The sequence below is a fragment of the Thermobispora bispora DSM 43833 genome (assembly GCF_000092645.1).
GTDB classification, from domain to species: Bacteria; Actinomycetota; Actinomycetes; order Streptosporangiales; family Streptosporangiaceae; genus Thermobispora; species Thermobispora bispora.
The window spans coordinates 2,430,220-2,451,570 of sequence record NC_014165.1 but is presented as its reverse complement, the minus strand read 5'-3'; the positions used below and the strand labels follow the sequence as shown (position 1 = coordinate 2,451,570).

16 protein-coding genes and 6 tRNA genes are annotated in these 21,351 nt (G+C 71.9%); 8 read left to right on the top strand and 14 right to left on the bottom strand.

What is annotated here, in order from left to right:
- The first annotated feature begins 8 nt into the window (after positions 1–8).
- Positions 9–1,280, top strand: a complete 1,272-nt coding sequence (locus tag TBIS_RS10495) for a cytochrome P450 family protein (RefSeq protein ID WP_013132354.1) — start codon at positions 9–11, stop codon at positions 1,278–1,280.
- A 149-nt stretch (positions 1,281–1,429) separates the two neighbouring features.
- Here TBIS_RS10495 and TBIS_RS10490 read toward each other — a convergent pair whose 3' ends face one another.
- The 4 genes from TBIS_RS10490 to TBIS_RS10475 form a co-directional block, all read right to left on the bottom strand.
- Positions 1,430–2,146: a hypothetical protein gene (locus tag TBIS_RS10490; RefSeq protein ID WP_013132353.1), complete on the bottom strand. Its 717-nt coding sequence runs from the start codon at positions 2,144–2,146 to the stop codon at positions 1,430–1,432.
- A gap of 106 nt (positions 2,147–2,252) precedes the next feature.
- A tRNA-Cys gene (locus TBIS_RS10485) sits at positions 2,253–2,323 on the bottom strand.
- 32 nt (positions 2,324–2,355) lie between these two features.
- Positions 2,356–2,428, bottom strand: a tRNA-Gly gene (locus TBIS_RS10480).
- Between the two features lie 91 nt (positions 2,429–2,519).
- Complete coding sequence (locus TBIS_RS10475) at positions 2,520–5,018, bottom strand: DEAD/DEAH box helicase (RefSeq protein WP_013132352.1); 2,499 nt, start codon at positions 5,016–5,018, stop codon at positions 2,520–2,522.
- A 125-nt stretch (positions 5,019–5,143) separates the two neighbouring features.
- Here TBIS_RS10475 and TBIS_RS10470 point away from each other — a divergent pair, with 125 nt between their 5' ends.
- Positions 5,144–6,376 (top strand): sensor histidine kinase, encoded by a 1,233-nt coding sequence (locus TBIS_RS10470; RefSeq protein ID WP_041431450.1) that lies wholly within the window; start codon positions 5,144–5,146, stop codon positions 6,374–6,376.
- Between the two features lie 74 nt (positions 6,377–6,450).
- Here the strand turns inward: TBIS_RS10470 and TBIS_RS10465 are convergent, their stop codons facing one another.
- The 3 genes from TBIS_RS10465 to TBIS_RS10455 form a co-directional block, all read right to left on the bottom strand.
- Positions 6,451–6,852 (bottom strand): nitroreductase family deazaflavin-dependent oxidoreductase, encoded by a 402-nt coding sequence (locus TBIS_RS10465; protein ID WP_041432165.1) that lies wholly within the window; start codon positions 6,850–6,852, stop codon positions 6,451–6,453.
- A gap of 198 nt (positions 6,853–7,050) precedes the next feature.
- Positions 7,051–7,446, bottom strand: a complete 396-nt coding sequence (locus TBIS_RS10460) for a VOC family protein (protein ID WP_013132349.1) — start codon at positions 7,444–7,446, stop codon at positions 7,051–7,053.
- Positions 7,447–7,851: 405 nt separating this feature from the next.
- Positions 7,852–8,427, bottom strand: a complete 576-nt coding sequence (locus TBIS_RS10455) for a TetR/AcrR family transcriptional regulator (protein WP_013132348.1) — start codon at positions 8,425–8,427, stop codon at positions 7,852–7,854.
- 101 nt (positions 8,428–8,528) lie between these two features.
- Between TBIS_RS10455 and TBIS_RS20085 the strand changes: the two genes are divergently transcribed.
- Positions 8,529–9,371 (top strand): MFS transporter, encoded by an 843-nt coding sequence (locus TBIS_RS20085; RefSeq protein WP_206771173.1) that lies wholly within the window; start codon positions 8,529–8,531, stop codon positions 9,369–9,371.
- On the top strand, positions 9,281–10,114 hold the full coding sequence (locus TBIS_RS20080; protein ID WP_206771172.1) for an MFS transporter: 834 nt from the start codon (positions 9,281–9,283) through the stop codon (positions 10,112–10,114). The genes TBIS_RS20085 and TBIS_RS20080 overlap by 91 nt, the downstream gene beginning before the upstream one ends.
- Before the next feature lie 157 nt (positions 10,115–10,271).
- On the opposite strand, the gene gndA is transcribed toward TBIS_RS20080, so the two are convergent.
- From gndA to TBIS_RS10425, 5 genes are all read right to left on the bottom strand, one after another.
- The gene (gene gndA, locus TBIS_RS10445) at positions 10,272–11,699 is read right to left on the bottom strand and encodes an NADP-dependent phosphogluconate dehydrogenase (RefSeq protein WP_148231501.1); all 1,428 of its coding nucleotides are present in this window, start codon (positions 11,697–11,699) and stop codon (positions 10,272–10,274) included.
- Between the two features lie 153 nt (positions 11,700–11,852).
- Positions 11,853–13,154: a hypothetical protein gene (locus TBIS_RS10440; RefSeq protein ID WP_013132346.1), complete on the bottom strand. Its 1,302-nt coding sequence runs from the start codon at positions 13,152–13,154 to the stop codon at positions 11,853–11,855.
- 450 nt (positions 13,155–13,604) lie between these two features.
- A tRNA-Val gene (locus TBIS_RS10435) sits at positions 13,605–13,679 on the bottom strand.
- Between the two features lie 10 nt (positions 13,680–13,689).
- A tRNA-Cys gene (locus TBIS_RS10430) sits at positions 13,690–13,760 on the bottom strand.
- A 13-nt stretch (positions 13,761–13,773) separates the two neighbouring features.
- Positions 13,774–13,846, bottom strand: a tRNA-Gly gene (locus TBIS_RS10425).
- Between the two features lie 191 nt (positions 13,847–14,037).
- Here TBIS_RS10425 and hutH point away from each other — a divergent pair.
- Positions 14,038–15,582 carry a histidine ammonia-lyase gene (gene hutH / locus TBIS_RS10420; RefSeq protein ID WP_013132345.1) on the top strand — a complete coding sequence of 515 codons (1,545 nt, stop codon included), beginning with the start codon at positions 14,038–14,040 and terminating at the stop codon, positions 15,580–15,582.
- Between the two features lie 124 nt (positions 15,583–15,706).
- On the opposite strand, the gene TBIS_RS10415 is transcribed toward hutH, so the two are convergent.
- Positions 15,707–16,969, bottom strand: a complete 1,263-nt coding sequence (locus TBIS_RS10415) for an NAD(P)-binding domain-containing protein (protein WP_083785339.1) — start codon at positions 16,967–16,969, stop codon at positions 15,707–15,709.
- 35 nt (positions 16,970–17,004) lie between these two features.
- On the opposite strand from TBIS_RS10415, the gene TBIS_RS10410 reads away from it, so the two are divergent.
- The 3 genes from TBIS_RS10410 to TBIS_RS10400 all read left to right on the top strand — a co-directional run bounded on the left by TBIS_RS10410 (position 17,005) and on the right by TBIS_RS10400 (position 20,089).
- Complete coding sequence (locus TBIS_RS10410; protein WP_013132343.1) at positions 17,005–17,943, top strand: LysR family transcriptional regulator; 939 nt, start codon at positions 17,005–17,007, stop codon at positions 17,941–17,943.
- Positions 17,944–18,238: 295 nt separating this feature from the next.
- Positions 18,239–19,246, top strand: coding sequence for a chorismate-binding protein (locus TBIS_RS10405; RefSeq protein WP_041431448.1), 1,008 nt, complete (start codon positions 18,239–18,241; stop codon positions 19,244–19,246).
- A gap of 12 nt (positions 19,247–19,258) precedes the next feature.
- The gene (locus TBIS_RS10400) at positions 19,259–20,089 is read left to right on the top strand and encodes an aminotransferase class IV (protein WP_013132341.1); all 831 of its coding nucleotides are present in this window, start codon (positions 19,259–19,261) and stop codon (positions 20,087–20,089) included.
- Positions 20,090–21,252: 1,163 nt separating this feature from the next.
- Here TBIS_RS10400 and TBIS_RS10395 read toward each other — a convergent pair.
- Positions 21,253–21,327, bottom strand: a tRNA-Val gene (locus TBIS_RS10395).
- Between the last annotated feature and the right edge of the window lie 24 nt (positions 21,328–21,351).

Sequence of the window (21,351 nt, the reverse complement as noted above, 5' to 3'; positions counted from 1 at the left end):
GGGGGATCATGAGCGGACCGAGCACCACGTGCCCCATCGACCTGCGGGATCCCGGGCTGCTGGCCGACCCGATCCGCGGGTTCTCCCGGATCCGCGAGGAGTCCCCGATGACGCGCGCCCTGCTCGCCGGCCGGGACGCGCCGATCTGGCTCGCCACGCGGTACGAGGACGTGGCGGCGGTGCTGAGCGACCAGCGGTTCGTCAACGACCCGGCGAACGTCCCCGGCGTGGACGCGGCCGCGATCCGCGAGCGGATGCTCGAGGCCCGCGGCATCCCGCGCGAGTACGCCCGGTACCTGTTCGAGGGCGTCCTCGACGCCGACGGCGCCGACCACCTCCGGCTGCGGCGGCTCGTCTCCCGCGCGTTCACCCCGCGGCACGTCCAGGCCCTCCGGCCCCGGGTCGAGAAGATCACCGAGGAGCTGTGCGACCGGCTCCCCGGGACCGCCGAGCACGGCGTGGCCGACCTCATGGAGCACTTCGCCTACCCGCTGCCGATCACGGTCATCTCCGAGCTCGTCGGCATCCCCGAGGCGGACCGGCCGCGCTGGCGCGCGTGGGGGCGGGCGCTCACCTCCCTGGCCGGGATGCGGCCCGGGGCCCTGGCCGAGCCCGTGCGGGAGATGGTCGGCCACATCTCGGACCTGATCGCGCACCGGCGCGGGCATCCGGCCGACGACCTGCTCACCGGGCTGATCCGCGCCCACGACGAGCAGGGGGACCGGCTCACCGACGCCGAGATGATCACGATGGTGGTGACCCTGGTCTTCGCCGGGCACGAGACCACCGCCCACCTGATCGGCAACACCGTCGCCGCCCTGCTCGCCCACCCCGACCAGCTCGCCAGGCTGCGCGCCGACCCGGGGCTGCTGCCGGGCGCGGTCCACGAGTTCGTCCGCCGGTGCAGCCCCATCCACGGCACCCGGCTCCGGTACGCGACCGAGGACATCGAGGTCGGCGGGGTGACCATCCGGCGCGGCGAGGCGGTGATGGCCGTGCTGGTCGCGGCCAACCACGACCCGCGTCACTTCGCCGACCCGGAGCGGTTCGACATCACCCGCCAGCCGGATCCGCGCCGGGAGACGCACCTCGGGTTCGGGCACGGCCCGCACTACTGCCTCGGCGCCGCGCTGGCCCGGCAGGAGGCCGAGGTGGCGATCGGGACGCTGCTCCGCCGGTTCCCCGGGCTCCGGCTCGCGGTCCCGCCCGAGAGGCTCGACCGCCAGCCGGTGCCCATGTTCTGGCGCCTGGCCCGGCTCCCCGTACGGCTGGGCCCCTGACCCGTCCCGCGCGCCCTCATGGAGCCACGCGGCCGGGTGCGCCGGCGGCGGTGCCGTTGCGTGGTGCCGACCGGCCGTGCCGGGATGCGCGAGCCCGCGCCGGTCTCACGCACGCGCGCCGTCGATCCCTGCGCCGGCGCGCGCCGCGCTCAGCGGGCCGACGCCGCGGCCGGGCGGCGGGTGAGGCGGGTGGCCTCGGCCCAGCGCTGAGGGTCGACCGTGGCGGGTCCCCGGCCCGAGGTGGCCCGCAGCAGGGCCCAGCAGTCGTCGATCGCGCCGGCGAGCATCTCCTTGAGCAGCGCGTCCGGGTCCGGGATGCAGGCCTCGGCGACCGACACCACGGCGAGCTGCACCGTGCTCGGCGCCGCGTACTTGCGGAACCGCTTCGGCGAGACCTTGCTGCCGAGCCTGAAGTCCCGCGCCCAGCGCCACGCGTCCGGCGCCCGGAGCAGGGCCTCCCGGCTCCGCTCCTCGAGCGTGCCGTACGGCCGGTCTTCGAGCCGCGCCAGCACCCGCTCGGCCGCCAGGATCGAGACGGCGAGCGCGAGCTGCCGCTCGTGCGCGGCGACGGGCAGCGCGGTCGTGGCGCAGCGGAGCGCGATCCGCGCGTCGAGCCGGGGGTCGTCGCCGACCAGGCCGATCACCGACGGGATGAGCACGGCGAGCCCGGGCCGGGCCTCATCGGAGATGAGGTCGTTGACCATGCGGGCGAGCCCGGCGAGCAGCGGATGCGTGCATGAGGGATGGTCGCTCCACCGTTCCCCCGCGAGGTAGGACGCGAGCTCCATGAAGCACGCGCCCTTCGCCGGATTGCGGTGCCTGCCGCGGGAGAGCAGCGGCACTCCGTGCAACGTGTCACCGGGCATGGCCGCTCCACCGGAATCGCTTCAGCCTCGATTCCAGTGTGCGCCTGCGGAAGATCGATGAGAAGGGGCGACCTGCGCCGCGCGAGAATGCGGCAGACCGGAATAGAGGTGGAGACGGGATTTGAACCCGTGTACGCGGCTTTGCAGGCCGCTGCCTCGCCTCTCGGCCACTCCACCGAGCGAGGCCCGGGTGTGAAGACCTCTCTTAGAGCGGAAGACGGGACTCGAACCCGCGACCCTCACCTTGGCAAGGTGATGCTCTACCAACTGAGCCACTTCCGCGTCCGCCTTGCGGCGACGTGATTATGGTAGCGAATTCCCGTGAGTGGTGTGCAACACGCCGGGAACCCCGGGGGAGGGGCGGCCGTCCCCGTCACAGCCGGTCGAACGCGGTCACCCGGATGACGGCCTGCCCCTCGGCGTCCGAGGCGGCGAGGTCCACCTCGGCGCTGATGCCCCAGTCGTGGTCGCCGGCGGGGTCGTCGATGATCTGGCGCACCCGCCACACGTCCTTGCCCTCCTCGATCATGAGGAGGTGCGGCCCGCGGGCGTCCGGGCCGGTGAGGATCTCGTCGTGCTCGTCGTAGTACGCGTCGAGCGCGGCCCCCCAGTCGATCTCGGGGTGGAGCTCGGTGAGCTCCTCCTCCTTGTCGAGCGCGGCGAGCTCGACCAGGCGGAACATCGCGTTGCGGACCATGACCCGGAAGGCCCGCGGGTTGCCGGTGACCGGCCGGGCCGGGGCCTCGGTCTCCTCCTCCTGGGCCGCGGCCTCGGGGTTGGCGAGCTTCTCCCACTCGTCGATGAGGCTCGAGTCGACCTGGCGGACCATCTCGCCGAGCCACTCGATCAGGTCGACGAGCTCGTCGTTGCGGTACTGCGTGGGAACCGTCCGGGAGAGGGTCCGGTAGGCGTCGGTGAGGTAGCGCAGGAGCGTCCCCTCCGAGCGGGCGATCTCGTAGTACTGGACGTACTCGGTGAAGGTCATCGCCCGCTCGTACATGTCGCGCACGATCGACTTGGGGCTCACCGCGTGGTCGGCCACCCACGGGTGACCGCGCCGGTACTCCTCGTACGCGCCGAAGAGCAGGTCGGCGAGCGGCATGGGGTAGGTGATCTCCGCGAGGCGCTCCATCCGCTCCTCGTAGTCGAGCCCTTCGGCCTTCATCCGCGCGACCGCGTCGGCCCGCTCCTTGTTGAGCTGGGCCTGGAGGATCGACCGCGGGTCGTCGAGCGTCGACTCCACGACCGAGACGATGTCCAGCGCGTACGTCGGGGACTCGGGGTCGAGCAGCCGGAACGTGGACACGGCGAACGTGGCGAGCGCCTGGTTGAGGGCGAAATCCTCGCCCAGGTCCACGGTGAGCCGTGCCCGCCGGCCGTACTCGTCCGGCTCGGGCAGGGTCTCCACGATCCCGCCGGCCAGCAGCGAGCGGTAGATCGCGATGGCGTGGCTGATGTGCCGCCGCTGGGCCTTGCGGTCCTCGTGGTTGTCGGTGAGCAGCCGCTTCATCGCCTGGAAGCAGTCGCCCGGCCGGTTGATCACCGCGAGCAGCATGGCGTTGGTGACCTTGAACCGGGAGACCAGCGGCTCGGGCTCGGACTCCTGGAGCTTCTGGAAGGTCTCCTCGCTCCACCCGACGAACCCCTCGGGCGGCTTCTTCCGCACGAAGTTGCGCCGCTTCTTCGGGTCGTCGCCGATCTTGGCGAGGGCCCGCTCGTTCTCGATGACGTACTCGGGCGCCTGGCAGACCACGTAGCCGACCGTGTCGAAGCCGGCGCGGCCCGCCCGCCCGGCGATCTGGTGGAACTCCCGGGCCCGCAGCCGGCGCACCCGGCTGCCGTCGAACTTCGACAGGGCGGTGAAGAGCACCGTGCGGATCGGGATGTTGACGCCGACGCCCAGGGTGTCGGTGCCGCAGATCACCTTCAGCAGGCCCGCCTGGGCGAGCCGCTCCACCAGGCGGCGGTACTTCGGGAGCATGCCCGCGTGGTGCACGCCGATGCCGTGCCGTACCAGCCTGGAGAGGGTGCGGCCGAAGCGGGTGGTGAACCGGAAGTTGCCGATCTCCTTGGCGATGGCCTCCTTCTCCGCCTTGGTGCACACGTTGATGCTGGTGAGGGCCTGGGCGCGCTCCATCGCCGCGGCCTGGGTGAAGTGCACCACGTAGATCGGGGCCTGGTCGTTGGCGAGCAGCTCCTCGATCGTCTCGTGCAGCGGCGTCTTCCGGTACGAGTACACCAGGGGGACCGGGCGCTCGGCGCTCTTGACCACCGTCGTGGGGCGGCCGGTCCGGCGGGTGAGGTCCTTCTCGAACCGGGACATGTCGCCGAGCGTCGCCGACATCAGCACGAACTGCGCCTGGGGCAGCTCCAGCAGCGGCACCTGCCAGGCCCAGCCGCGGTCCGGCTCCGAGTAGAAGTGGAACTCGTCCATGATCACGGTGCCGACGTCGGCGTCCGCGCCGTCCCGCAGCGCGATCTGCGCGAGAATCTCCGCCGTGCAGCAGATGATCGGGGCGTCGATGTTCACCGAGGCGTCGCCGGTCATCATGCCCACGTTCTCGCTGCCGAAGAGCGCGCACAGGTCGAAGAACTTCTCCGACACCAGCGCCTTGATGGGCGCGGTGTAGAAGCTCACCTCGTCCCGGGCGAGGGCGGCGAAGTGGGCTCCGGCGGCCACCAGGCTCTTCCCGGAGCCGGTGGGCGTGGCGACGATCACGTTGTGGCCGGAGACGACCTCGATCAGCGCCTCCTCCTGCGCCGGGTAGAGCGTGATGCCCCGGTCGGCGTTCCATCTCACGAACGCGTCGAACACCGAGTCAGGATCCGGGTCACGCGGCAAACGCTGGATGAGGCTCTGGTTCTCGCTCACGAGTCCTATCCTGCCGAAACCAAGGCACCGTTCGGTCCGCCGCAAGCCCGGCGACCCACCGTAAAGTTGGCGCCAAAGGCGCGTGCCGTGGAGAGAACCCGCAGGTCAACGGGCACTCTCACCGTGTGAGAACGAAGCTGGCCGAGCTGGTCATGCGGCACCGCGGCGCCATCGTCGACGTGGTGCTCGCCGTGGCCGTCCTGGCGTTCACCCTACCGGCGACGGCCACGGGCCTCAGCTTCTCGGTCTGGGGGCCGCAGCTGGCCTGGGCCGAGTACCTGGTGGGCGGGCTGACCGCTGCGGCCATGCTGCTCCGGCGTCGCACGCCCTGGCCGATGATCATCATGTCGGCGGTGTGCGCGCTGCTCACCGGCCAGGTCGTACCGATGCTCCTCGCCGCCTACTCGATGACCGCGGTGCACCGGCTGCCCCGGTGGACCTTCGTGGCGCTGGGCCTCACCGCCGTGTACCTCGTGGTCGACCACGCGTGCCCGTACACCGACCGGCTGCCGTTCTTCAGCCTCGTGCGCGCCTTCACCCTCGTCTACCTGCCGGCCCTCGTCGGCACCTGGGTGCGCCACTACCGCCACGCGATCGAGGAGGCCCGCGCCACGGCGCTCGAACGGGAGGAGATCGCCGCGTCCCGGGAGCGCCGCTGGATCGCGCGGGAGCTGCACGACACGGTGACGCACGCGGTCACCGTCATGGTGCTCAGCGCGGGGATCATCCGCGAGACCAAGGACCTCCGCGAGGTCTACGAGCTCGCCGGCAACATCGAGGAGAAGGGCGTCCAGGCGCTGAGCGAGCTGCGCCAGCTGCTCACCGTGCTCCGCCGGGACGAGGTGCCCTCGCCCGGAGGGCTCGAGGGGATCATGCGCCTGGCGGAGGAGGCCAAGGCCACGGGCCTCGAGGTCACCACGCACATCGACGTCCCGCAGGGCCGCCTGCCGCAGAAGGTCGCCCACGCCTGCTACCGCATCGTCCAGGAAGGGCTCAACAACGTCCGCAAGCACGCCCCGGGCTCCAAGGTCCGGATCGCCGTCGAGGTCAGAGGGGACGAACTCGTCTACGTCGGCGTGATCAACACCTCCACCGCCGAGGCGTGCACGGACGCGGAGGCGGCGATGGAGGAGCTCACCCGGGTGTCCGGGCCCCCACGCGGGGCGATCAAGGAGGCCTCGGAGGTGAGCGGGGGGTACGGCATCGCCGGCCTGCGGGAGCGGGTGGCCATCCTCGGCGGCCGGCTCATGGCCGGGCCGACCGCCGACGGCGGCTTCGCGCTCGCCGCCCGGCTCCCGCTCACGCCTCCGGGGGAGAGCCGGGACAGCCCTTCCTCCGGCCCTAAGGCGACGGCGTGAACCGCGCGCCCCCGCCACCGCCACGGGGTGGATGACATGGTGGTCTCGGTAGGGGCGGTGCCTCGGCCGTGGGCTCAGATCCGTTCCAGCACGACGACCGGGATCTCCCGGCTCGTCTTCCGCTGGTACTCGTCGTACGCCGGCCACGCCCGGGTCATCACCCGCCACATGTCCGGCTTCTCCTCCGGGGTTGCGGTCCGCGCCCTGGCCCGGAACCGGTCGCGTTTGATCTGGACCTCGACCTCGGGGTTGGCCACGAGGTTCAGGTACCAGTCCGGCGGGGTGTCACTGCCGCCCTTGGACGCGACGACGAGGTAGGCGTCGCCGTACGGCTGATAGATCAGCGGGGTGCTGTGCTTCCGCCCCGTCTTGCGCCCGGTGGTGGTGAGGATCAGGACGGTCGTGCCCTGCCAGTCGTGGCCCTCCTCGCCCCCGGTCTCCAGGTACCGCCGGACGTGCTCCTGCCCGAACAGCACACCGGCGCCGGGCTTCCGTTCCTCGGCCTGGGTCATGTGCTCACCTGCCATGTCGCCGCGGATGGTCGCTTTGGGCGCATCCTCCGGCATGTTCCGGTGGGTGCCAAGGGCGACGCGCCCGGGCTGACGCATGATCTCCGAAATCCGGACGGCGGCACGCGGAGACCGGACCGGCGTCGTCCCCGGCCCCCGGCGGCCTCAGACGAGGCCGATCTGCCACGACACCCCGTACCGGTCGTTGCACCAGCCGAAGCGGCGGCTGAACTCGTACTCGCCCAGCGGCATCAGCACCTGGCCGCCCTCGGACAGCGCCGTGAACAGCCGGTCGACCTCGGCCTCGTCCGCGCAGTCGACGAAGAGCGAGACCGAGGGCGTGAAGCCGAACGCGTGCACCGGCGGGCTGTCCATGCACCGCAGCGCGTGCCCGGCGAGGGTGAACGACGCGTACTTCACCCTGCCGGTCTCACCCGGCTCGTCCTCGCCCCAGCGGTCGATGCGCTCGATGGTGCCGCCGAACAGCGACACGTACCAGCGCATCGCCTCCTCGGCGCGGCCGTCCTGGAACATCAGAAACGTCGCCATCGACTCGGCCATGTCAGCGCTCCCTCCCTGCGGCGAAGCCTTCCCTCTCGTCCCTGCCCGGCCACCGGCGTCCATCCGGGGCGAGCGCCCGCCGGTGCGCCGTGGGACGGGAGCGCCGGGCCTCCGCCGGACGCGAGCACCGTGCCGCTCACCGGCCTCGGGTGGTCCATGGCGCGACGATAACGAGGGCGGCCGACGATTCCGGGGATGCGCCCGCGCCGGGTTCCGGGCGTCCGGTGCGGCCACGAACCCCTCGTACGTGGCCGAGCCGAAGCGGATCGGCAGGTCCGGCCGGGAGCGCCGCGGCCGGCGACCGTCGCGCGGGCGGCCGCGATCGGGGAGGACACGCGGGAAGGACATGGGCGGACCGGCCAAGCGGAACCGCCGGGCCGGGCGCCGGTGAGGGTGCGCCGCCGCTCAGCGGGCGTCGCCGGGGGAGGGGAGGGCGGCCCGCTCGATCAGCTCATCGGCGACCTCGAGCGCGGCCGCGACGCGCTCCTGCGGCGCGGCGCCGTCCGGGAGGAACCACACGGTGTGCAGCGAGACGAGCGCCAGCATGCCCCGGAGCCGGTCCGCGAGGGTCGCGTCGGGCCCGCAGAGCACGTCGATGAGCTCGAAGATCTTGCCGTGGACCTCCACGATCTTCGGGTGCCGGGCGAGGGAGGCCTGGTTGGAGTCCATCAGGCGCATCACGTCCTTGTGGCGCCCCTGCCGGAGGCCCTCGGCGTACCGCCGGATGACCTCCCGCCTGGTCTCGGGGGTCTGCGGCTGCCGGCGCGCCCAGGCGATCAGCTCGTCGAGGTACGTGATCCGATCCTGGACGAGGCTGCTGATGATGTCCTCTTTGGTGCGGAAGTGGTAGTAGAGCGCGGCCTTGGTCATGCCCAGGGCTTCGGCGATCTCCCGCAGTGAGGTGGCCTCGTACCCCTTCTCGCTGAAGAGCCGGACGGCGATGTCCTGAATTCGGCTCCTGGTGTCGGTCTGTGCGCGCATCCCTCGGTGTCCTCGTGGATTTGACGGCCGGCAGGTAGGGACTCTACCGTGTGCCGGGTTACTTGCCGGTCGGCAGGTAAGTAGACGAAGGAGAACCTCACATGACGCAAACCGTGCCGGGCCGGTCCAAAGAGGTCGTGCAGGTCCTGCCCGGCCTGCTGCTGGCGATGACGCTCGCCATGCTCGACAACATGATCGTCGGCACCGCCATGCCGCGGATCGTGAGCGAGCTCGGCGGGCTGGAATATTTCACCTGGGTGACCACCTCCTACGTCCTCGGCACCACGGTCTCCACGCCGATCTGGGGCAAGCTCGGCGACCTGTACGGCCGTAAGGGCGTCTTCCTCACCTCGATCCTGATCTTCATCGTCGGGTCCGCGCTCTGCGGCATGGCCGGCTCCGACCTGCTCGGCGGCCCGGAGGGCGGCATGGCCCAGCTCATCGCCTTCCGCGCGGTGCAGGGTATCGGCGGCGGTGGCCTCCTCGTCGGCGTGGTGGCGATCATCGGGGACCTGGTCCCGCCCCGGCAGCGCGGGCAGTACCAGGGCATCATGGCCGGGGTCATGTCGCTCAGCATGATCGCCGGGCCGCTGGTCGGCGGCTTCATCACCGACAACGCCGACTGGCGCTGGGCCTTCTACATCAACCTGCCGCTCGGCGGCGCGTCGCTGATCTGGTGCTACCTGCGGCTGCGCCTGCCCAAGCACCGCACCGACCACCGGATCGACTGGCCCGGCGCCATCGTCATCACCATCGGCATCACCGCGCTCGTGCTGATCGCCACCTGGGGCGGCCAGGAGCACGGCTACCCTGGGGCTCGTGGCAGATCCTCTCCCTCGCCGCGCTCGCGGTCGTGTCGCTCGCGGTGTTCATCCCGATCGAGCGGCGCGCGGCCGAGCCGATCCTGCCGCTCCACGTGTTCGCCGACCGCAACTTCACCCTGATGTCGGTGGTCGGCGTCTTCCTCGGCTTCGCGCTGTTCGGCGCCATCGCCTTCGTGCCGATCTACCAGCAGCTCGTCCAGGGCGCCACGGCCACCAACTCCGGGCTGCTCCTGCTCCCGATGATGCTCTCCTCGACCGTGGTGTCCGTCGTCGTGGGCCTCGCGGTCACCAAGACCGGCCGGTACCGCCGCTACCCGATCATCGGCGGCCTGGTGATGATGGCCGGCCTGTGGCTGCTCTCGCTGCAGGACGCCGCCACGCCCAAGTGGCAGACCGGCGTGTTCATCGCCGTGCTCGGCGCCGGCATCGGCTTCCTCATGCAGACCACCGTGGTGATCGCCCAGAACAGCGTCGACCCGAAGGACATGGGCGTGGCGAGCAGCACCGCGACGTTCTTCCGGTCGATCGGCGGCTCGTTCGGCATCTCGATCTTCGGGGCGATCTTCAACAGCCGGCTCACCGCCAACCTCACCGAGCGGTTCGGGCCCCAGGCCGCGGAGATGCTCGGCCAGAGCAGCACCCTGCACATGCGCTCGGCCTCGGCCGGGAGCATCCCCGCCCAGGTCAAGGCCGGCTTCGTGGAGTCCCTCGCGGACGCGATCGCCTCGGTCTTCGCCTGGTCGCTGCTGTTCGCGGTCGTGGTCCCGCTGGCCTCCGCCTTCGTCAAGCACGTCCCGCTGCGCACCGGCCTCGGCCACGGCGGAGCAGCGGAGCCGGAGAAGGTCCCCGCCGCCGCGGAGTGAGCCTCACCGGCGGGGTGGGCCGTCGCAGCTCCCCGTGATCCCCCGGGCCACGCGTCCGGTCGCGCGGCCCGGGTCCGGATCCGGGATAGGGGGATCGCACCCCGTACGGCCCGCACCCGCGGCCCGTACGGCCCGCCGGAGCGCGGGCCGTACCGGGTCAGGCCGGCCGTTCGGCGCGGTCGCCGGACCAGTCGGTGTGGAAAGCGCCCTCCCGGTCGACCCGGCGGTAGGTGTGGGCGCCGAAGTAGTCCCGCATGCCCTGGATGAGCGCGGCGGGGAGCCGGTCGCGCCGGAGCGCGTCGTAGTAGGCGAGCGCGGAGGAGAAGCCCGGGGTCGGCACGCCGATCGTCACCGCGGTCGACACCACCCGCCGCCACGCGTCCTGCGCGTCGGCGAGGGCCTCGGCGAAGGCCGGGTCGACGAGCAGGGTCGGCAGGCTCGGGTCCGCGTCGTACGCCGCCCGGATGCGGTCGAGGAACCGGGCCCGGATGATGCACCCGCCGCGCCAGATCGTGGCGAGCGACCCGAGGTTCACGTCCCAGCCGTACTCCCGGCTCGCCGCGGCGATCTGATCGAAGCCCTGGGCGTACGCGATGATCTTCGACGCGTACAGGGCCTTCCGCACGTCCTCCACGAGCGTGTCACCGCCGGCCGCCCTGCCGCCGCGCGGGCCGGCGAGCGTTGCCGCGGCCTTCCGCTTCTCCGGGTGGGCCGACAGCGCGCGGGCGAAGACCGCCTCCGCGATGCCGGTGACCGGCACCCCCAGGTCGAGCGCGCTCTGCACGGTCCAGCGGCCGGTGCCCTTCTGCTCGGCGCGGTCGAGCACGATGTCCACGAACGGGGAGCCGGTGGCCGGGTCGGTGTGCCCGAGCACCTCGGCGGTGATCTCGATCAGGTACGACTCCAGGTCGCCCCGGTTCCACTCGCGGAAGATCTCGGCGAGCTCGGCCGGGGTCGCGCCGAGCCCCTGCCGGAGCAGGTCGTACGCCTCGGCGATGAGCTGCATGTCGGCGTACTCGATGCCGTTGTGCACCATCTTGACGAAGTGGCCGGCCCCGTCCGGCCCGACGTGCACGCAGCACGGGGTGCCGTCCACCTTCGCCGCGATGTCCTCGAGCATCGGGCCGAGCTCGAGGTACGCCTCCGGGGAGCCGCCGGGCATGATGCTCGGGCCGCGCAGCGCGCCCTCCTCGCCCCCGGAGATCCCGGTGCCGACGAAGTGGATGCCCCGCTCCCGGAGCGCCGCCTCCCTGCGCCGGGTGTCCGCGAAGTGGGCGTTACCCCCGTCCACGATCATGTCGCCGGGCTCCATATGGGCGGCGAGCTGCTCGATCACCGCGTCGGTCGCGCTCCCGGCCATGACCATGATGATCGCCTTGCGCGGCCGCTTCAGGGAGGCGACGAACTCTTCGATCGAATCGGCGGGCAGGAACGCGCCCTCGCCGCCGTGTTCGGCCATGAACTCCTTGGTGCGGCTCACGGTCCGGTTGTGCACCGCGACGGTGTAACCGTGATGGGCGAAGTTCCTGGCCAGGTTGCGACCCATCGTCGCAAGCCCGGTGACGCCGATGTCTGCTTTGTCCATGGGTTTAGTCATATACCGCCCCCAGGGATCTCGGTGACACTTCACGAAACCGGCCACACCGCCGCACGGCCGTGCGCCCGGAGGCGGGGCGGCTTCGCCGGGCCGGGAAACCCGCCCCGGCGAAGCCTAGAGCACCCTGGAGCGCACTCGTGATCAGGCGCTCTTCGCGGAGCCGTTCACACTCATGATCGGCTCGGGCACCTCGATGGCCGGGAAGGTCCCGGTGTCGGGGATGCCGTGCTCCTTGTACGCCGCCTCGAGGAGCGCGTGCGCCTTGGGCTCCAGCTTCCACAGCGCGCGGAACTCCCGGGCGAGGCCGAGCGGGATCCCGACCTCCTTGGCGATGTCCGCCGCCCGGGGCACGTACTTGCGCTCGATCTGCTCGTCCCAGTACCGGCGGGCGGCCCGGATCATCGCGGCGCGCTGAGCCGTGTCGAACGCCGGCAGCTCCTCGGCGGGCACGTCCTCTTCCTCGTCCTCATCGACGATCGGCGGAGCCGGGGAGGCCTGGGCCTGCTGCTGCGCAGGCTGGGAGCTGCCGGCGGGCAGCGCCGCGGCGGGCGCGGCGGCGGGGGACTGCTGCTTGTTGTCCTTGTGCTCCCACGGCACCGGAGGGTCCAGGTCGATGAGCGCGGCCGTGTTGTAGAGCGCGCCGATCTGGGCGAGCAGCGCCTTCTGCCGCTCCTCGTCCACGGCGAGGCCCGCGTACTCCACGGCCCGGTCCATCGCCCGGTCGAGCTTGGCGAGCGCGGCGCGCATCTTCCGCTCGGACGCGCCGGCCTCGCGCAGCGCACGGGCCCGCTTGGCTGCGAGGGCCACCCGGGTGAGCCTGCGGTGCGCGTCCACCTCGCTGGCGGTGCGGTCGGTCGCCTCGGCGAGGCCGATCCGGACCAGGATCCGCTCCGGGGTGAAGCGCCAGTTGATCCGGCCGCGCCCGGTGAGCTTGCGCCGCTCGATCGCCATGCCGCGCTCCCAGAGCCACGCGGCCACCAGCGGGGCGGCGAGCCGGAAGATGACCTCGGGGGCGCTCCGCGCGTCCATGCTCGCCAGGACCGCGGAGAGGCAGGTGAGCACCCACACGGCCACGCCGTCGATGCCGGCCGAGTAGTTCTCCCGCATGTTGCGCCGGGCCCGCACGGCGCTGGTGATCACGGCGACCTCGATGAAGGCGAAGAGCAGCAGGCGCAGCGGCCCGTCGAAGCCGAGCACGTCGCCGAAGAAGCGCCACATGCCCTGCGCGGAGACCGCGGTGGCGATGCTCGCCGCGACGATGGTGAGGATGTCCTCCGCCGGCCGGCCTTCGGCCCAGCGGCTGATCACCCGGGCGCTGGCGGTGAACGCCGTGCGGAGGATGAGGCAGAGCAGTACCAGCAGGGCCAGACCGAGCACACAGCCGAGGACCGCTATGAGCGGGTTCTGGGCTGCGAACGCTGAGATCTCGTCAAGCGAGTTCATGTCCGTTTCAAGTCTCGTGGTGATCAGGGGGTTTTTCCGAGATCATTCCAGAAGGCCGGAGCGGTGTGGGCCCAAACCGGTGCTCTGCCCGGTGACCGAATGTCCTTCTGTGCCTGGTGTCGGCGCGTTCCCGCAGGGCATGGGCCGTTCGGCGGGCCGCGCAGTGCCGGGGCGCCGGTTCGCCGGCCGCTGCGTTGTCCGGTACGGCGGCGCGGGGGTGCGGGCGCGTTCTGCGAGCCGCGGCCGGGATCCGCCCGGTGCGGCGGTGCGGGCGAGCGGGTGGATGAGTCCGTGCGACGCGGCCGGGCTTCTCCGTACGGGCGCGGATGAGCGGGGTGGACGCGTTCCGCCAGGGCCGCGATCGGGCTCTCCACGGGTACGGCGGTGCCGGGCGTGCCGGGGGGAGAACGCTGGGAAACGCAAAACCCCGGGCCACAGGCCCGGGGCCGCTGGTGGGCGATACTGGAATTGAACCAGTGGCCTCTTCCGTGTCAGGGAAGCGCTCTCCCTCTGAGCTAATCGCCCGTTGACGCAGAGGTGGAGACGGGATTTGAACCCGTGTACGCGGCTTTGCAGGCCGCTGCCTCGCCTCTCGGCCACTCCACCAGGCGAAGCCTCGAGCGGAAGACGGGACTCGAACCCGCGACCCTCACCTTGGCAAGGTGATGCTCTACCAACTGAGCCACTTCCGCGTGCGTCCGTTGGCCGGACTCACGCAGAGCACTGTATCCAATTCCCGCCGACTCCCCAAATCACGATCCCGGATCCGGTCAGAAACCGTGTGACCTCTGAGGCCAGGGGGAGGCCGGGCGCCAATCTTTGTAATGAGCGAACCTGAGTTACGCTGGTTACCCGTTCGTGGCTGGCCGGCGAGTAGGGTGGGATGATGCGCGAGGTCGTGGCGGTCGGACCGGAACGGCTCGGCTTCGACGACGTCGTCCGGGTCGCCAGGTACGGCGCGGCCGTACGGCTCACCGACGACGCGATGGCCAGGATGGCCGCCTCCCGCTGCCGGGTCGAGGAGCTCGCCCGGGCCGACGTGCCCGCGTACGGCGTGTCCACCGGGTTCGGCGCCCTCGCCACCCGGCACATCCCGCCGGAGCTCCGGGCCAAGCTCCAGCAGAGCCTGATCCGCTCGCACGCCGCCGGATCCGGCCCCGAGGTGGAGACCGAGGTCACCCGGGCCATGATGCTGCTCCGGCTGCGCACCCTCGCCAGCGGGCACACCGGCATCCGGCCCCGGACCGCCAAGGTGCTGGAGGCGCTGCTCAACGCCGGCATCACCCCGGTCGTCCACGAGTACGGCAGCCTCGGCTGCTCCGGCGACCTCGCCCCGCTCGCCCACGTCGCCCTGACCATCATGGGCGAGGGCGTGGTCCGGGATGCCGCGGGCACGCTCAAGCCCGCCGCCGAGGCGCTCAAGGAGTGCGGCATCAAGCCGGTCGAGCTCGCCGCCAAGGAGGGCCTCGCGCTCATCAACGGCACCGAGGGCATGCTCGGCATGCTCGTGCTCGCCATCCACGACCTCACCCGGCTGCTCAAGACCGCCGACATCACCGCGGCGATGAGCGTGGAGGCCCTGCTCGGCACCGACCGGGTCTTCGCCGCCGACCTGCAGGCCCTGCGCCCGCACCCCGGGCAGGCCGTGGCCGCGGCGAACATGCGCGCCCTGCTCGCCGGCTCCGGGATCATGGCCTCGCACCGGGACGGCTCGTGCACCCGGGTGCAGGACGCCTACTCGCTGCGCTGCGCCCCCCAGGTCGCCGGGGCCGCCCGCGACACGGTCGCCCACGCGGCCGCGGTGGCCGAACGGGAGCTCGCCAGCGCCATCGACAACCCCGTCGTCCTCGACGACGGCCGGGTGGAGTCCAACGGCAACTTCCACGGCGCGCCCCTGGCGTACGTGCTGGACTTCCTCGCCATCCCGGTCGCCGACCTCGCCTCCATGGCGGAGCGGCGCACCGACCGGATGCTCGACGTGGCGCGCAGCCAGGGCCTGCCGCCGTTCCTCGCCGACGACCCCGGCGTGGACTCCGGGCACATGATCGCCCAGTACACGCAGGCCGCCATCGTCGGCGAGCTCAAGCGGCTCGCCGCGCCCGCGAGCGTCGACTCGATCCCCAGCTCGGCCATGCAGGAGGACCACGTCTCCATGGGCTGGTCCGCCGCGCGCAAGCTGCGCCGGGCGGTCGACGGCCTCACCCGGGTGCTCGCCATCGAGCTGATCACCGCGGCCCGGGCGATCGACCTGCGCCGGCCGCTCCGGCCGGCCCCGGGCACCGGCGCGGTGGTCGCCCTGCTCAGGGAGTCGGTCGGCGGGCCCGGCCAGGACCGGTTCCTCGCCCCGGAGATCGAGGCCGCCGTGCAGCTCATCCGGGACGGCTCCGTGGTCGCCGCGGCCGAGTCCGCGGTCGGCCCGCTCGGCTGAGGGGCGCCACCGCGCGGATGATCAAGCCACCGCCACCGCAGGGCTGATCAAGACACCGGCACTTCGGGGATGATCAAGGCACCGGCGCCGAGCGGGTGATCAGGGCACCCGCGTCGAGCGATGATCAGGAGACCGCCGCCATCACCTCGACCTCGATGAGCAGCCCGGGCCGGAACAGCCGGGGCACCTCCACCGTGGTGCTCGCCGGCGGGTCCTTGGGGATGTGGCGGGCCCGCACGGCCGCGTACTCCGGCAGCCGGTCCATGTCCGTCAGGAACGTCCTGATGTGCAGGATCCGGTCGTACGAGGAGCCCTGATCGGCCAGGATGCGCCCGAGGTTCTCCATGACGTACTCGGACTGCCGGGTCATGTCGCCCGGGCCGACGACCTCCCCGTTCTCGTCGAGCGCCACCTGCCCGGACACGAACAGCAGGTCACCGTACCGCACCGCGTGGCAGTAGCGGCCGTTCGTGGGCGGCACCGAGGGCGGGTTGATCTTCAGCACCGGCGTGCCGGGGCCGGAGCCGCCGACCGCGCCGATGATCGCGGTGAGATCCCGGTCGGCGAGGCCCGCCGCGCTCGCCGCCGTCAACCGGTCCCGGGCGGCGGCGGCGATGGTCTGCATCCGTCCCGGGTGCTCGGTGGCCAGCCGCAGGTCCTTGGCGGCGAGTCCCAGGGCGTACCGGGTCTCCGGCGGGCCCGACTCGACGACCGGCCGCAGCCGCTCCACCAGCGGGCCGAGCGGGGTCGTGGCCAGCACGTCGAGGTACGCCGCCCGGTCGACGCCGAGCGCCGCCGCGTAGGCGAGGTTCTCCGCGAGCATCACCTGGGCCGGCACCAGCGCGCTCATCACGGCGAGTTTCATCGCCGCGCCGGCGCCCGGGCCGCCCACCCGGCGGACCCGCCCGAACACCGCCAGCACGTCCTCGACCCGGTCCAGGTCCTCCGGCGATCCGCCGGCGAGGATCTGCAGCGTCCCCTCCGCCGCGGGCTGCACGCTGCCCAGCACGGGGGCGTCCACGAGCGCCACGCCCGCGGGCAGCAGGGCGCGCACCCGCACGACCGCGTCCGGGCCGATCGTGGACATCTCGATCAGCGTCGTCCCCGGGCGCAGACCCGGCAGCGCGGCCCGTACCACCTCGAGGACCGCGTCCGGGTCGCTGAGCATCGTCACCACGACGTCCGCGCCGGCCACGGCCTCGGCCGGGGAGGAGGCCGTCGCCGCGCCGGGGATCTCGCGCGGGGTCCGGTTCCACACCGTGACCGCGCGCCCCGCGGCCACGAGCCGTTGTGCCATCCGGGCGCCCATGCGCCCCAATCCGAGAAACGCAATCACATGCCGCACGCTAGGGGAGCGCTTCCCATGCCACCAGCGATTAGATTGCATGTCACCCATGCGGTTTCGTCATAGATCAGGGGAAGATGTTCGACACGGAAGCGCTGCGGCTGTTCGACGTCGCCGCCCGGACCGGGTCGTTCACCGCGGCCGCGGCGGAGCTCAACTACACCCAGTCCGCGGTCTCCCGCCGCATCGCCGCGCTGGAGGCCGAGGCGGGAGGCCCGCTGTTCGAGCGGCTTCCCCGCGGCGTACGGCTCACGCCCGCCGGCGAGGTGCTGCACCGGTACGCCCGTGAGGTGCTGGAACGCCTCGACCGGGCGGGGGAGGAGCTGGCCGCCCTGCACGCCGGCACCGGTGGGCGGCTCCGGGTGGGGGCGTTCGCCACCGCCAACGCCGTGCTGGTGCCGCACGCGCTGCGGGCGTTCCGGAGGACCCACCCGGGGGTGGCCGTGCGCCTGGTGGAGGGGTTCAGCGCGGACCTCATCGACGCGCTGCGGAACGCCGCGATCGACATCGCGGTGGTGAGCGACTACTTCGCCGGGCCGCACCTGCCGCACCCCGCCGACGACGTGCAGGTCGTCCCGCTGCTGGAGGACGAGCTGCTGATCGCCCTGCCCGCCGGGCACCGGCTGGCCGGTGCCGACGTCGTCCACCTGCGGGACCTGCGGGAGGAGAGCTGGATCGCCGGCCCGCCGCCCGACGACATCACCCCGCTCGGCCAGGCCTGCGCGCGGGCGGGCTTCACGCCCCGGGTCGACATCCGCATCACCGCCTGGATCGGCAAGCTGGGATACGTCGCGGCCGGCCTGGGCGTGACCCTGGTCCCGGTCATGGCCGCGCCCGCCGTGCCGGCCGACGTGGTCCTGCGGCCGATCGGTGATCTCGCGCCGCGCCGCATGGTCTACGCCGCCCTGCCCCGGACCGCCCCGCTGCCCGCCGCCATGGCGCTGCTGGCGCCGCTCCGGGAGGAGGCGCGGCGGCTGACGGCCCCGCCGGCCTCGCCGGGCGCCGCGGCGGGGTGACGCGGGGGAGTGCCGGTCACCGTGCCGCGGTGGCGGTGTGGGCCGCGGCCCTGGGCTCGCGCCGGGCTGTCGTACGCCGTACGCGCCGTCGCCGTTCGGAGGGTGGGCGAGGTGCCCGGGTCGCCCGAGGCGGGGTGCCCGGCCCGCAGGGGCCGTGGATGCGCCGGGGCGTGGCCGGCTGCAGAGCGCGAGCGGTGGGGTGGCGCCCGGACGGCCCCGCTCGTGGCCGGAATGCCGTGAATCGGTCGCTGACCTGCTGTTTCGCTCGGTGCCGGCCGGTTGCGACAATGAGGGTGTGCACACCGACTTCGCCCACATCGGCGGGTGGCTCGCCACCGGCCTGATCGATGTCACCACCGATCTGGCCGCGCTGGACACCACCGGCTGGTGGGCGGTCGTGGTGAGCTACGAGGGCAAGGTCACCTGCGCCCGATTCAAGGAGGTGCGGCGGGCGCCGCTGCCCGGACCGGCGGGCCCCTGGCGCGGCCCGGAGCCCGGGGCGTGGCGCAGCTCGCTCGACCAGGTCGCCTACGAGCGAGGGGTCCGGCGGATCAAGGACTACATCGAGCTGGGCGAGGTCTACCAGGCGAACCTGTGCCGGATCCTGTCCGCGCCGCTGCCCGGGCCGGCCGACCCGCTCGCGCTCGCGAACCGGCTGGCCGAGGGCAACCCGGCCCCGTACGCTGCGGTGATCGCCGTACCCGGGCTGACCGTGGTCTCCGCCTCGCCCGAGCTGTACCTGTCCCGGCGGGGTGAGGTGATCGAGTCCAGGCCGATCAAGGGCACCGGGGTCACCGCCGGCGACCTGCTCGAGAAGGACTACGCCGAGAACCTGATGATCGTCGACCTGGTGCGCAACGACCTCGGGCGGGTGGCCGCGGTCGGGTCGGTCACCGTGCCGTCGCTCTTCGACGTCGAAGAGCACCCCGGCCTGGTCCACCTCGTGTCCACGGTGCGGGCCCGGCTGGACGACGGGGCCGGCTGGCCGGAGCTGTTCGCCGCCACCTTCCCGCCGGGCTCGGTCACGGGTGCGCCGAAGTCCTCGGCGATGCGCATCATCGATGAGCTCGAACCAGAGCCCCGGGGGCCGTACTGTGGAGCAGTGGGATGGGTCGACGCCGACCGGCGCGAGGCCGCGCTGGCGGTGGGGATCCGCACCTTCTGGATCGAGCAGGACACGATCCGCTTCGGTACGGGGGCCGGGATCACCTGGGGGTCCGATCCTCGGCTGGAGTGGCGGGAAACCGAGTTGAAGGCCGCCCGGCTCACCGCGCTCGCATCGGGGAGCGAGCCGCGGCCATAGGAGGAGAGGCAGATGGTGTTACCCATTTGGGTCAACGGGGAGCTCCGCGACCCGGACACCGCGGTGGTCTCGGTGTTCGATCACGGCCTCATGGTCGGCGACGGGGTGTTCGAAACGGTCAAGGCGGTGCACGGGCAGCCGTTCGCGCTCACCCGGCACCTCGACCGGCTCGCCCTCTCCGCCAAGCGGATGGGCCTGCCCGAACCCGACCTCGGCGCGATCGCCGATGGGGTACGGCAGTGTCTGGAGCGCGCGCCCAAGTGGCCGCTGGCCCGGGTGCGGATCACCTACACGAGCGGGCCGGGGCCGCTCGGCTCGGACCGCGGCACGGCCGGGCCGAACACGATCGTGATCGTGGGGGAGCAGAAGCCGTTCCCGCCGACCGTGGACGTCACCGTGGTGCCCTGGCCGCGCAACGAGCGCGGCGCCCTCGCCGGGGTCAAGAGCACCTCGTACGGGGAGAACGCCAAGGCCCTCGCGTACGCCAAGGAACGCGGCGGCGGTGAGGCGATCTTCGCGAACCTCGCCGGGAACCTGTGCGAGGGCACGGGGAGCAACGTCTTCCTCGTGCACAAGGGCCGGCTCATCACCCCGACGCTCGCCTCCGGCTGCCTCGCCGGCGTCACCCGGGCGCTCACGCTCGAATGGTGCGGGGCCGAGGAGATGGACGTCCCGATCTCCGCGCTGTACGAGGCGGAGGAGGCCTTCCTGACGTCGACCACCCGGGACATCCAGCCGATCCGGATGGTGGACGGCAAGCCGCTCCCGTCGGCGCCCGGCCCGGTCACCAAGGAGGCCATGAAGATCTTCGCCGAGCGCTCTGCGGCCGATTCCGACCCGTGACGGGGCGGCCTGGGCGAGGCCGTCGGCTCTGGGACAGCCGGTCGTGGCCCTCGGGCGGCCGGTCGCACCGGCTTGATATGGGACTGGTAACGGTCGCCCTTCATGGCCGACGGCCGTGACCACGGGACCTGTCGGCGCCCGGTCGTTCAAGGATCTCCGCCCGTCCATGGCGCAGAACGTCGCAGAGTGGGCCGGTCTATGGATTCCTGGTCATCCCTTCTGGTCGTTCGCTCAGGCCACACCGAATTCATGGCCCAAATTCATGGCCTAAAAGGGTGCTTGCTACGTTCCAAAATGTATTCTTGTAAGCCTCTGGAGTAACAAGCACCCTGGTCGCCGGCCACCACCCGGGTATGGGACGTACCCGCCGTGACCGACCAAGAGCGCCCGCAAGGCCCGGGGAGACGAGGTCATTGGCGGCGATGTCCCGGAAGTGCGCCATTCCGCTGACTCCGCTCACGACCGCTCGCCATACGTGCACCCCGTCGGACGGTCCTAGCCACGGCGATTCGCTTTCACTCCTGTCTCACCTTTCATCCCGTGTGAGGGCGGAGCGGTCGCGACGCGAACGCAGTGATTTCGTTGCCCGCGTAACGGATGTGGCGCATGTTGTCATATTCACTCCGCAGCCGTTTATGGATTCCGCCGATATTACTTCGTCGGCTATGGAACGCTCCATGAAAATGCAATTACCTTTGGCGTGTGGTGCGAGTCCGGGGTCATCTAAGGCGCTTGAAGAGCGGCAAGGTCACCTGGGTACGGAGCCACTATCGTCGTAGGCCGCGCCGCACACGAATCACCGCGGGCGGCGTCCTCATCGTCATCGTGCTGGTGATCGTGATGATCACGGTTACCCGAGGTGGTTGAGATCGGCCGCGGCGGTGCCGATCGGCGGCGCTTCGCTCAACCTCGAGCGCATCCACCCACTGCCGCTTCGGGTCACGCTCCGTGCTCGCTCAGGCGCTCGCTCCGACCGTCACCGTAGACGGGATGGCCACGCTCGTCGTCCCAGCGGATGCGGAGCGCAGCAGAGCTGGAGGCAGAGGACCGGTCAAGGACGGCGCTCCGGCGGTATCCAACGACGGATCACTGCACGAACAGTGCACGGATATGCGAAAAGCCCGGGGTTAGGCGACCGTGCGGGCTTTGACCTGCGGATTCGTTGGTGGGCGATACTGGGATCGAACCAGTGACCTCTTCGGTGTGAACGAAGCGCTCTCCCGCTGAGCTAATCGCCCGTTGCCCCGTTGGGGCTGACGTCA

What these genes read in the sequence shown, in the direction of transcription:
- TBIS_RS10495 (WP_013132354.1), top strand. Translation starts at nt 9, where the DNA reads ATGAGCGGACCGAGCACCACGTGCCCCATCGACCTGCGGGATCCCGGG.
- TBIS_RS10490 (WP_013132353.1), bottom strand. Translation starts at nt 2,146, where the DNA reads ATGCCCGGTGACACGTTGCACGGAGTGCCGCTGCTCTCCCGCGGCAGG.
- TBIS_RS10460 (WP_013132349.1), bottom strand. Translation starts at nt 7,446, where the DNA reads ATGGCCGAGTCGATGGCGACGTTTCTGATGTTCCAGGACGGCCGCGCC.
- TBIS_RS10455 (WP_013132348.1), bottom strand. Translation starts at nt 8,427, where the DNA reads ATGCGCGCACAGACCGACACCAGGAGCCGAATTCAGGACATCGCCGTC.
- TBIS_RS20085 (WP_206771173.1), top strand. Translation starts at nt 8,529, where the DNA reads ATGACGCAAACCGTGCCGGGCCGGTCCAAAGAGGTCGTGCAGGTCCTG.
- gndA (WP_148231501.1), bottom strand. Translation starts at nt 11,699, where the DNA reads ATGGACAAAGCAGACATCGGCGTCACCGGGCTTGCGACGATGGGTCGC.
- TBIS_RS10440 (WP_013132346.1), bottom strand. Translation starts at nt 13,154, where the DNA reads ATGAACTCGCTTGACGAGATCTCAGCGTTCGCAGCCCAGAACCCGCTC.
- hutH (WP_013132345.1), top strand. Translation starts at nt 14,038, where the DNA reads ATGATGCGCGAGGTCGTGGCGGTCGGACCGGAACGGCTCGGCTTCGAC.
- TBIS_RS10415 (WP_083785339.1), bottom strand. Translation starts at nt 16,969, where the DNA reads ATGCAATCTAATCGCTGGTGGCATGGGAAGCGCTCCCCTAGCGTGCGG.
- TBIS_RS10410 (WP_013132343.1), top strand. Translation starts at nt 17,005, where the DNA reads ATGTTCGACACGGAAGCGCTGCGGCTGTTCGACGTCGCCGCCCGGACC.
- TBIS_RS10400 (WP_013132341.1), top strand. Translation starts at nt 19,259, where the DNA reads ATGGTGTTACCCATTTGGGTCAACGGGGAGCTCCGCGACCCGGACACC.